Source organism: Pseudoalteromonas sp. Isolate3 (genome assembly GCF_022398505.1).
Taxonomy (GTDB): Bacteria; Pseudomonadota; Gammaproteobacteria; order Enterobacterales; family Alteromonadaceae; genus Pseudoalteromonas; species Pseudoalteromonas apostichopi.
Genome location: NZ_JAKEVN010000015.1, coordinates 44,697 through 54,666 on the forward strand (window position 1 = coordinate 44,697; position 9,970 = coordinate 54,666).

Sequence of the window (9,970 nt, forward strand, 5' to 3'; positions counted from 1 at the left end):
GCTTTCTAAAATTGTTGATCTAAAGGAAACTAAAGTCAAGTGAGCTTATGATTTAGTTATGAATAAAGAAAACTTAAATCAGCGCATTAAGCGCCTAAGAAAACTAAATGGCTATACTCAAAAAGAGCTAGCTAAATACGTGGGCGTTTCTCATGGCTCTATATCGCAATGGGAATCTGAGATAACTTCACCGAAAGGTGCACAAATACAACCTTTAGCGAAAGCATTAAAAGTTGATATAACTGAGTTATTACAAGGCACTGGCTTCGCTTCAAATGTTGAACCAGGTCCAGACATTACTGGCTCTGTCCCTTTGATTTCTTGGGTACAAGCAGGTGCATGGAAGGAAATGGAAGATATTAACTTTGTATCAGAATCAGTTCCGAGATACAGAACGACTGCTAAAGTAGGCCCCAACGCATTTGCGGTTCGTGTAGTTGGGGACAGTATGACATCTAGCACGGGTAGATCTATACCAGCAGGCTCCATTGTGGTTGCAGATCCTGATATTGAAGCTATTAGTGGAAAAGTTGTAATAGCAAGACTAGATGACTCTTCCGAGGCAACTGTAAAAGAGTTGGTTATTGATGCAGGAAGGAAATATTTAAGGCCTTTTAACAACTCTTTCCCTACAATTCCCATAAATGGCAATTGCACGATCATTGCAGTTGCAAAACAAGTAATCCAAGAATTGTAAAATGGCTGGCTGGGTTTATGTCTTGGAAAATAAATCCATGCCGGGCCTTGTTAAGGTTGGCTATACAAAACACTCACCTAAAAGCAGAGCTGGACAACTCTATCAAACAGGCATCCCCACTCCCTTCACTATTTATTATGCTGGTTTATTTGAAAACCCAAGATTAATTGAAGGAAAAGCCCACAAAACTCTAAAGCATTGTAGAGTTAGTCGAGGACGCGAATTTTTTAAATGCCGACCATCTGAGGCTGTTTCTGCTATAGAAGCACACGCAAAACCAGCATCGACAAAGAGTGAAATATCCAAATCAGAATGGGCCAATTTTTACAAAGCTAAAAGGGCTGTTGAAAAAAATTGTCGGGCTGAAATTTCAGTTATAGAAGTTGAGAGAAAATACTTAATTGAGAAACTGAAAGATAAGAAGGAAAATATTTACTTAAATGCAAAAAAACTTACTGGAGGCGTTACTTATGGCCATTTCGCAGGTTGGTTCTTACCATCAATTCTAATATGTGACGCGTTTGAAAATGAAGGTTTTGCATTTTTTATTATTTGGCTTCTAGGTTCACTAACCACATCTAACCACCAAATAAATAAAATCAAAAAAAGCAATGATTATAATAGCTTAGTAACTAATCGCTTGACATCAATCAAACTTGAGGAAGTTGAATTAAATAGCACCATTGATGCCCAAATAGCACTTACAAAAGATAAAGCAAACCAGAAAATTCAAACCCTTAAGAACAATTTAAACCAACCTTAATACCCAACTAAAACATCACAAAATATCAAACGACAAACCCTAATTTTAGAAAGTTTAAATTTTAATTTGACAAACAATTTTAGATACCTTAACTTTTAAATGTAAATTTTAGAAAGTTTAAATTTAAGGTATCAACATGGATAGCAACACTAAACAACATAAAGAGTCAGTTGAACTAGCACTACATCGTCTAATTTCAGCATCGCTTACTTTCGCACTAGCTAAGCACACGGCTTGCGTGAATATTTCACCTGCTAATGATGTGGTTTCAATCTTCATAAAAGACGAGTCAAACGAGACTGTTGACTTAGAGACCATCTTGCTAAATGCGAAAGATTCAGCACAAAAAATCAATGCGGTAATCGACGAGCTTAATCAACTTAACTGCCCTCTTGATTTAGTGAGCTAAGACCATGGACGTTACAAAAATAAAAGACCTATTGGCAGATCCTTTTGAAGAACATGACATTGAATGGCGTGTTCAACAAAGCGGTGTATCTAACAAGCAAAAGCCTTGGGTAATGGTTATTCCATACATCACTAACCGCGCAATCCAACAACGATTAGATGACGTTCTAGGTCTGGATGGCTGGGAAAATGTCTATCAAGAAGCATCTAACGGTAAAGGCTACCTTTGCGGGTTAAAAGTTCGCATTGGTGATAAATGGGTAACTAAGTGGGATGGCGCAGAGTACACGAATATAGAGCCCCTTAAAGGTGCTTTATCGGGTGCTATGAAGCGAACAGCCGTTCAATTTGGTATTGGCCGTTACCTCTACTCTCTTGAATCAGAGTTTGCAACTTGCTTACCAGTTAATAACCGTTTCGAGTGTGATGGTGAATACATACGCATTCCACTTAATAAGCAACAGAAAAACGGCCCAAAAATGGAAGCGCAATGGTTTCCTCCTCAACTACCTGATTGGGCCTTACCAAAAGCTAAATTCGATAAGTACTTAGAGGCGATTGAGTCTGCAGAGTTAATGGAATCAATGCGCGAAGCTTACAACAAAGCATACAAGTACGCTGAAGCTGTAAACAGAATCGATATTCGTGACAAAGCGATAGCAATCAAAGACCGCAAAAAAGCTGAGCTTGAAAAGCAAAACCAAGACGAAGCAATAAATAAAAACAAAAAGTTTTTGAATTGGATTAACACGAAAATCAGCGACCTGATCACAAGCGCTGAGAACGAATCAATTTTAAACCTTAACCATAAGAAACTGCTTCAAGAGGTTAAGGGCCATTGTAGAGCTAACAAAATTGACGCAACCAATTTTGTTAGCCAGGTAAACGAAGCGCATCAACAAGCACTAATCAACCTAAGAAACTAAATGGAGCATAGCACCATGACTACAGCAAAGCAAAGCACTGCAACAAGCCTAGTAGAAGTCGTATTTCAAGAAGACCTTACAAAGCAAGGTCTGGCAGAACTTCGTAAGAAATACCCGAAGACTTTCAAACTTGATATGCAAGATGACGATGATTTCAAAGAAGCTCGTAAAATTCGCACTGAGCGTAACAAACTTGCTAAAGCAATCAATGATCGTCGAATCAGCTTCACTAGTGACCTTAAAGATCACGGTGATGACTTAATCAATAAAATTGATGTGATTTACAACCCAATCATTACAGCGTTTGAAGCAGAAGATAAACGCCGTAAAGAAGAAGCTGCACGTATTAAAGCAGAACACGAAGCGATGCTAGATAAACAACGCTTAGAGATTGCTGAGTTCAAAGGCTTTATTCAGCAATGCAAAGGCAAAGACTCTCAGTATATTGCTGATGCACTGGAGTCTGTGGATCTCATCGAAACTGATTCATTCCACAAAGACATTATTCATGAAGCTATCGACGCTAAAAAAGAAGTGATCGAAGCTCTTAATGAAATGTATCAAACAGCGAAAGCTAACGAAAAAGTTGAAGCTGAACGTGCTGAGTTACGCGCCAAAGAAGAGCAAATAGAAAAAGAGCGCACAGTTGAAAACCGCATTAATAAATTGCGTAACAGCCCTATGGATTTCTTTGGCAAGTCTAGCCAAGTGATCCAAGACCGTATTACTCAGTTAGAAAACTACACACCTACTGAAAGTGACTTTGGTCCACGCCTAGATGAAGTTATCCAGCTTCAAGCACAAGTAATTCAGCAATTGCGAATGATGCTTACACAGGCCAAACAACTTGAATCTGTTAACTCAGTTGCTCAGCCAGTTGAAGATCAAGTTACCAGCCAAGATGTGCATAGCGTTCAGCAGGCTCAATTTGAACAGCAAGAAGATAATCAACTTCAATCTCAAGATGCACCGCTTCTAGGCGGGACAATCAAGTCAGACGTTTTTGAAGCTGCATCTACTACTGATGGCTATATCCCTCTGGAATTATGGCCGAGTGCAATGGACCGAGCAGAGAACGAAGAGTTAGACCGCGTTTGTGATCAGCTAGAAGTAGCCGAAAGTCACATCGCATTCTTAGAAGCTGAATTAAACAAAGCACTTGCGGCTTAATTCCTAACTTTAAACAAATGTAGCGCCTTCGGGCGCGCCATTTAAGGGGAGAAACTATGTCATCAGTAACAAGAATAGCTCAACACCGTATGACTCAGCACTTGCGCTGTAACAACATCATTTTTGGGTCAGCCATAGTAGTAAGCGCAAAAAAAGAAAACGTGGAAGGTTGGGTTTTACCTGGTGGGAAATTTACTCGAAATAGAACTGAAGCGTTTAAAACGTGCAGAAAGATGCACAGCCTAATTGAGGCTCTAGGTGGCATTAAATCAGTAACTCACTCAGATAGAGCGGCATAGTTATGATGGACGATTACATGGCAATCCGTGGCAACTCAACACGCGCTTGTAAGGCTCGAAAACGCAAAGAATTTATTAAATTAACTGCTGTCATTGGGGCAATTGTGATTTTAGTTGCCACCGTTGTCTGGCTCACAACCAAGTAGGTCCAGAATGTTTTGTGTCTTTGGTGTAAGTAAAAAGAAATGTAAAGCCGCTGCTGAAAAGAAGGTAAATGCTATGCGTGGTGAACTTGCGCCAAAAAATTCAGCACAGCACAAACAAATGGTTGAGGTGGTGACAGAAGAATTGTTCTTAAAGTCAAAACCTACTGCTGTCAGTGGCGAATTATCAAGTCCAAGCCTAGTTGATGACTTTATAGAGCTAGCAAATAAAACGGGCGATATACGAGCTTTAAAAGGTATGAGACGAGTACATAAAGCAGATAAAAAAGGTGCTTTTCAATACTCCAAGCGTACTAAAAAACCAATTTTTGAGTGGGTGCCTCTTGAACAAAATTTCACTCAAGAGCTCATCAATGAAGAATTTTTTTAAAGGTAATTTTATGCTTTTTTCAAATTTAATAATTTATAAATTCAAGCAAGAAATTGAGTTCAATAATGAACAATTCAACGAAGCACTTGAGCAAGATATGTTTCGTCATTGTGGTGAACAAGAGTTGTCAACTTTAGGTTGGACTAAAGCTTTTGGGAAGCATGGTGAAGCACTATGCCACTTTTCAAATCGCAAAATCCTAGTGTGCGCTAAACGTGAAGAAAAAGTCCTTCCAGCGGCTGTGATTAATGAAATAGTTGCCGAAAAAATTGAGCAAATTGAACTTGAGGAAAATCGCACAGTTAAGAAGAAAGAACGTGACGAACTAAAAGAAAACACTTTGCACACGCTGCTACCTCAAGCGTTTACTAAATCAAGCCTACAATACGCATTCATTGATATGGACAGCGGTTTATTAGTGGTTAACAGCGCAAGCTTTGGAAAGGCTGAAGAGCTCACCGCCCTATTGCGTAAGTCACTTGGCACCCTGCCAATCGTTCCAGCATTTGGCGAATTTGATTTGGATGTCTTTCTTACTGATTGGTTAACTAACTTTTCTACCCCTGCCAACTTCTCAATTGGCGCAGATGCCGAAATGCAAGAGGCAGACGATAGTGGTGCAATTGTCAAACTGAAAGGTCATGACTTACAAGGTGACGAAATTAAAGCTCATTTAGATTTGGGTAAACGAGTCACAAAACTAGCACTTAACTGGAAAGACCGTATCAAGTTTAACTTCCAAAATGATGGTGCCATCAAACAAGTTGGCTATTCAGACACACTGAAAGAAGAAAACGCTGATATTCCTGCTGAAGATATGCCACTTAAGTTAGATGCAGACTTCATTTTAATTGCAAGTGAATTGGTCGAAATGGTGACCGAGCTTACACATGGTGGTCTTGTCAATGGGTTCCCTGAAGATCAAGACGATACTAACGAATCATTGCTCTCAAAATTTCAAGACAACAATGGCAATGATGAATTCTATGCCGAAGCAGTAGAGTTTGTTCAAAAATCAAAACACGCATCCGTCTCACGCATTCAGCGTAAATTTCGAATTGGCTATAACCGAGCTGCTCGATTAGTTGAACAGCTTGAAGCAAACGGCATCATCACCGCGCCTGGTCATAACGGCGCTCGAGAAGTAATAATTAAGTAAGGAGTAAACCATGGCTCGCGGAGTTAATAAAGTAATCTTAGTTGGCAACTTAGGCCAAGATCCTGAAGTACGTTACATGCCTAATGGCAATGGTGTGGCAAATATCAGTGTGGCTACAACTGATAGCTGGAAGGATAAAAATACAGGTCAATTGCAAGAGCGCACAGAATGGCATCGCGTTATATTGTTCGGGAAACTTGCTGAAGTGGCCGGTGAATACTTACGTAAAGGTTCACAGGTTTACATTGAAGGACGTTTACAAACTCGCAAATGGACCGACCAATCAGGCCAAGAAAAATACACAACAGAAATCGTTGTCGATATGGGCGGACAGATGCAGATGCTTGGTGGCCGTAGTAACGATCAACATCAAGGAACTGGCTATCAAGGTGGTGGTTATCAGGGCGGTCATCAACAAGGCGGATATCAAGGTGGACAGCAACAAAGAAGTCACCATCAAGGCGGACAACAGAACAATCAACGTCAAAGCAATACTCGTAATAACAATTCGCAAGGTGGGTATGCCCCTAAACCGCAACAATCACAGCAGTACGGCGGACCTCAAAACCCTATGGAGCCACCTATAGATTTTGATGATGATATCCCATTCGCGCCCATCGGCTTGCAGTACCCTGCTCTATTGATGTGTATGTAAGGAAGGCCCCATGTTTGAACAATTTAAAGGCAATAAATTCAACCTTATATACGCTGATCCCGCTTGGTCATTCAGCAATAAAAAGACAGGTGGAAGCATGACAAGCGGTGCTAAGCATCAATACAAGTCGACTATGACTGTAGATGAAATAAAAGCAATGCCTATAGATGACATTGCAGCCGACGATTGCATATTGGTTCTGTGGTATGTCGGCGCAATGCCACAAGAAGCCCTAGACGTTGTGAAAGCATGGGGTTTCACACTTAAAAATATGAATGGCTTCGTATGGAACAAGCTCACTGTAAATAACATACCATTTTTTGGTATGGGCTTTTGGACTCGCGGTGGAAGCGAGTCAGCCATTATCGCAATTAAAGGTAAGCCAAAAGTTGCAAGCCATTCAGTTAGAGCCGTGGGTCACTACGATCCTGAAAGCTTAGATGAAGTTTTGAAGCACACAATATTTAGCGGTGCTTTTAAGGTTGGGCAGCATAGCGAAAAGCCAAATGAGTTTAGAGAGGCATGCGTAGAGCTTGCAGGAGACGTGCCTCGTATCGAGTTGTTTTCTCGTAAGCGTGTTAAAGGCTGGTCTGTTTGGGGCAATGAAGTGGGCAAATTAAATATGAAGGCGAAAGCGGCATGAACGGATTAACACCTATTTGTGATTACTGCGGTGACTTTTCAAAAAAAGTGACAGGTAAAGAAATTTACCCTCATCGTAAAGATCTTTATCAAATGACTTTTTATAGCTGCAACTGTCAGCCTGGCGGCGCTTATGTTGGCTGCCACGGCACATCAGAAAAACCTCTAGGCAGGCTTGCAAATAAAGAACTGCGCCAAGCGAAAAGCGCAGCTCATAGAGCCTTTGATCAACTATGGCGCCATAAACTAATGAAACGCCAAGAGGCTTACAAATGGCTGGGTACTCAAATGAATAAGGCAGGACCGGACTGCCACATTGGTATGTTTGATGTTTCGGAATGCCGGAAAGTTGTTGAGCTAAGTAAAGCAAAACTTATAGAGCTAACAAATGAAACCACAAGTTAAACGTAGAGCGCATAACTGGTTTGCGGTCACTAAGCTAGAAGGTAAACACAATGAAAAAACGACCAAGTTGCAAACAGTATCTGACTCATTTATTTCAACAAATGATGATGGTACTACCAACAGAACCACAGCAACCGGCCCTATATTTATCGATATACCAAAACGATGTAATGGACACACCTAAAATGCGGTTCTATTACAACACAGTAAATGGACGGACTTTTTACGACTTAGAGTTCCCTGATAACGATGAAGATTTTGCAGAGCGTTTAAAAATGGCTGCAGGCCACATGAAAAGTGACTGTTATTTAGCTGCCAATCCAATTGAAGAAAAGAAAACAGCATAGGTGATTTGTGAGTAATTACACATGCCAAAAATGCAAGGCTAAGCTAAAGGCAAATGAAGCATACGAATATCGCGGTGCCTTTGCTTGCGCAGAGCACTTTGATGAAGTGATTGAAATGCGCGATTTTGAGCGAAACCAAATAGCCGAAGAAGAACACAACAAGACTAAGGTTTTTGAGGGTCTTGATTTAACAGATAGCAGTATTGGAAAGGCCAACCGAAAGCTATTAAAACGGCACATTGAAATAGCCGGCAAAGAAAGTCAGCGCCTAAAAACTTATGAGAGAGGTGATTTATGAGCTTACCATCAAGCAAATTTTACACAACAAAAGAAGTTGCCGCTATGGAAGGTGTAACAGAAGACTACTTAAGAAAGCAGGTTGCTAAAGGTGACTTTATGAAGCCTACCATTGAAGGTAGGCCACATCGCTGGTTAAAAACCGTGATAGATCAGCATTACGCTGATTTAGACGACTCATTAAAACAAAGCGCATAGGTGAGAAGATGAAATACAGTAAAAAAAACCTAGCGTGGTTTCTTTCCGAGTTAGCTCTTGCTGAACCAGAGCAGTATGAAAGTGGCTCCATGGAAATCATTGGTGAAGATGAACAAGGACGTGAGGGTTCTTGCGAGATTGAAATATGTGATCTCGCATTTGCAGCATCAAAGAGAATTGAAGAGCTCGAAAGTACTATAAAACAAACCATTGGCTTTATTGATTCAACTAGATCATTAAACCCCGAGGATGGCGACGAGTCGCTTCGCTTATTACGTGAAGCCATAGAGGGAATGGAAATATAATGCACACCCCACTGTTACGCTATCATGGTGGCAAATACCGACTGTCAAAATGGCTTTATGGCTTTTTCCCAGAACATACTACTTACGTGGAGCCGTTTGGTGGTGCTGCTTCTGTTCTTCTAAGAAAGAAGCGCTGTCATGGCGAGGTATACAACGACCTTGACCAAGATATTTTTAACTTATTTCAAGTGCTAAGAAATAAATCGGATGCAGAAGAGTTAATACAGCTTTGCCATTTGACACCTTATAGCCGCGATGAATTCAAATTAGCTTACGAGTTCACATCCGAACCCATCGAAAGAGCAAGACGAACAATCGTAAGATCTGCTATGGGATTTGGTAGCGGTGCCGCTTCTGGCCATCCGACAGGATTTAGATGTGAGGCATCAAGAAAATACGCGACTTCATCACACTGTTGGCAAAAATACCCACCAGTCCTGCGTTTTGTTCATGAACGATTGCAGGGAGTGAATATTGAAAACCGACCAGCTGTAGATTGTATGGTTAAACATGACGCACCAGGCACTTTGCATTATGTAGATCCGCCTTACCTCTTTGACACACGTAAGATAAATAGTAGTGGCGGTGTATACCGTCACGAAATGACAACCAGTGATCATGAAGCTCTATTGAACGAACTTAAAAAGCTTGATGGATCAGTTATTTTGAGCGGCTATCCTAGTGATCTTTATAACGACCTACTTAGTGGATGGAGATTGGAAAATAAACAGGCTCGTATTAGTGCTGGTAGCGGAACTGGATTGCGGACGGAATGTATTTGGCTAAACCCCGCATGTGTTGAAAACCTTAAAAAAGGCTATGTCGGCATGCATCACACGTCACGCGCTGCATATATCACGCATCACGTTAGAGCTGAAAAAACGGAGAACGCAATTAGAGCCGCTATCGAAAAATTAATGGATTCTGGTGAAACGGTAACGAAAAAAGCTGTAGCTGATATAACAGGCGTATCACGAGAACAAATATCAAGAAGATATTCACACTGTTTTAAATAGCCAACAACTGCGCTAAAAATGACAAAGATTTTATAAGGAATATTTATCAATTAACTAAACAACCCACAACATGAAAAAAATATTTACAAATAGATTTACTTCATATAGATTTACTCTCCGTTTTGCTCTCATGGAGAGCAAGGCTTATA

At 40.6% G+C, this 9,970-nt stretch carries 15 protein-coding genes and 1 pseudogene; all 16 read left to right on the forward strand.

From position 1 onward, the window contains the following. Positions 1-58: 58 nt before the first annotated feature. Positions 59-697 carry a S24 family peptidase gene (locus tag L1D46_RS05440; RefSeq protein ID WP_138557959.1) on the forward strand — a complete coding sequence of 213 codons (639 nt, stop codon included), beginning with the start codon at positions 59-61 and terminating at the stop codon, positions 695-697. Position 698: 1 nt separating this feature from the next. Then, complete coding sequence (locus tag L1D46_RS05445) at positions 699-1,460, forward strand: GIY-YIG nuclease family protein (protein WP_239977016.1); 762 nt, start codon at positions 699-701, stop codon at positions 1,458-1,460. A 136-nt stretch (positions 1,461-1,596) separates the two neighbouring features. Then, positions 1,597-1,869: a hypothetical protein gene (locus L1D46_RS05450; RefSeq protein ID WP_239977017.1), complete on the forward strand. Its 273-nt coding sequence runs from the start codon at positions 1,597-1,599 to the stop codon at positions 1,867-1,869. A 4-nt stretch (positions 1,870-1,873) separates the two neighbouring features. After that, positions 1,874-2,794 (forward strand): Rad52/Rad22 family DNA repair protein, encoded by a 921-nt coding sequence (locus L1D46_RS05455; RefSeq protein WP_239977019.1) that lies wholly within the window; start codon positions 1,874-1,876, stop codon positions 2,792-2,794. Further along, positions 2,795-3,964, forward strand: coding sequence for a DUF1351 domain-containing protein (locus L1D46_RS05460; RefSeq protein WP_239977021.1), 1,170 nt, complete (start codon positions 2,795-2,797; stop codon positions 3,962-3,964). A 422-nt stretch (positions 3,965-4,386) separates the two neighbouring features. Beyond that, complete coding sequence (locus L1D46_RS05465) at positions 4,387-4,797, forward strand: hypothetical protein (protein ID WP_239977023.1); 411 nt, start codon at positions 4,387-4,389, stop codon at positions 4,795-4,797. A gap of 10 nt (positions 4,798-4,807) precedes the next feature. Beyond that, a pseudogene (gene rdgC / locus L1D46_RS05470) lies at positions 4,808-5,692 on the forward strand (recombination-associated protein RdgC); the annotation flags it as partial. Continuing rightward, on the forward strand, positions 5,669-5,956 hold the full coding sequence (locus L1D46_RS20895; RefSeq protein WP_275668406.1) for a DNA translocase FtsK: 288 nt from the start codon (positions 5,669-5,671) through the stop codon (positions 5,954-5,956). The pseudogene rdgC and the gene L1D46_RS20895, both read left to right, overlap by 24 nt. 10 nt (positions 5,957-5,966) lie before the next feature. Then, complete coding sequence (ssb, locus tag L1D46_RS05480; RefSeq protein WP_239977025.1) at positions 5,967-6,611, forward strand: single-stranded DNA-binding protein; 645 nt, start codon at positions 5,967-5,969, stop codon at positions 6,609-6,611. 10 nt (positions 6,612-6,621) lie between these two features. Next, the gene (locus L1D46_RS05485; RefSeq protein ID WP_239977026.1) at positions 6,622-7,254 is read left to right on the forward strand and encodes an MT-A70 family methyltransferase; all 633 of its coding nucleotides are present in this window, start codon (positions 6,622-6,624) and stop codon (positions 7,252-7,254) included. Further along, positions 7,251-7,658, forward strand: a complete 408-nt coding sequence (locus tag L1D46_RS05490) for a zinc-finger-containing protein (protein WP_239977027.1) — start codon at positions 7,251-7,253, stop codon at positions 7,656-7,658. The genes L1D46_RS05485 and L1D46_RS05490 overlap by 4 nt, the downstream gene beginning before the upstream one ends. Positions 7,659-7,708: 50 nt before the next feature. After that, the gene (locus L1D46_RS05495) at positions 7,709-8,005 is read left to right on the forward strand and encodes a hypothetical protein (RefSeq protein WP_239977028.1); all 297 of its coding nucleotides are present in this window, start codon (positions 7,709-7,711) and stop codon (positions 8,003-8,005) included. A gap of 7 nt (positions 8,006-8,012) precedes the next feature. Continuing rightward, a complete protein-coding gene (locus L1D46_RS05500; RefSeq protein ID WP_239977029.1) occupies positions 8,013-8,303 on the forward strand; it encodes a hypothetical protein in 291 nt (96 codons plus the stop codon). Beyond that, positions 8,300-8,500, forward strand: coding sequence for a helix-turn-helix domain-containing protein (locus tag L1D46_RS05505; protein WP_239977030.1), 201 nt, complete (start codon positions 8,300-8,302; stop codon positions 8,498-8,500). The genes L1D46_RS05500 and L1D46_RS05505 overlap by 4 nt, the downstream gene beginning before the upstream one ends. Before the next feature lie 8 nt (positions 8,501-8,508). Then, a complete protein-coding gene (locus L1D46_RS05510) occupies positions 8,509-8,805 on the forward strand; it encodes a hypothetical protein (RefSeq protein ID WP_239977031.1) in 297 nt (98 codons plus the stop codon). Beyond that, a complete protein-coding gene (locus L1D46_RS05515; protein WP_239977032.1) occupies positions 8,805-9,821 on the forward strand; it encodes a DNA adenine methylase in 1,017 nt (338 codons plus the stop codon). Before L1D46_RS05510 ends, L1D46_RS05515 begins: the two co-directional genes overlap by 1 nt. Positions 9,822-9,970 lie beyond the last annotated feature (149 nt).

Coding starts and splice junctions, on each gene's coding strand:
- L1D46_RS05510 (WP_239977031.1), top strand. CDS start 8,509: ATGAAATACAGTAAAAAAAACCTAGCGTGGTTTCTTTCCGAGTTAGCT.
- L1D46_RS05440 (WP_138557959.1), top strand. CDS start 59: ATGAATAAAGAAAACTTAAATCAGCGCATTAAGCGCCTAAGAAAACTA.
- L1D46_RS05485 (WP_239977026.1), top strand. CDS start 6,622: ATGTTTGAACAATTTAAAGGCAATAAATTCAACCTTATATACGCTGAT.
- L1D46_RS05450 (WP_239977017.1), top strand. CDS start 1,597: ATGGATAGCAACACTAAACAACATAAAGAGTCAGTTGAACTAGCACTA.
- L1D46_RS05460 (WP_239977021.1), top strand. CDS start 2,795: ATGGAGCATAGCACCATGACTACAGCAAAGCAAAGCACTGCAACAAGC.
- L1D46_RS05490 (WP_239977027.1), top strand. CDS start 7,251: ATGAACGGATTAACACCTATTTGTGATTACTGCGGTGACTTTTCAAAA.
- ssb (WP_239977025.1), top strand. CDS start 5,967: ATGGCTCGCGGAGTTAATAAAGTAATCTTAGTTGGCAACTTAGGCCAA.
- L1D46_RS05495 (WP_239977028.1), top strand. CDS start 7,709: ATGAAAAAACGACCAAGTTGCAAACAGTATCTGACTCATTTATTTCAA.
- L1D46_RS05505 (WP_239977030.1), top strand. CDS start 8,300: ATGAGCTTACCATCAAGCAAATTTTACACAACAAAAGAAGTTGCCGCT.
- L1D46_RS05455 (WP_239977019.1), top strand. CDS start 1,874: ATGGACGTTACAAAAATAAAAGACCTATTGGCAGATCCTTTTGAAGAA.
- L1D46_RS05515 (WP_239977032.1), top strand. CDS start 8,805: ATGCACACCCCACTGTTACGCTATCATGGTGGCAAATACCGACTGTCA.
- L1D46_RS05445 (WP_239977016.1), top strand. CDS start 699: ATGGCTGGCTGGGTTTATGTCTTGGAAAATAAATCCATGCCGGGCCTT.
- L1D46_RS20895 (WP_275668406.1), top strand. CDS start 5,669: ATGGTGACCGAGCTTACACATGGTGGTCTTGTCAATGGGTTCCCTGAA.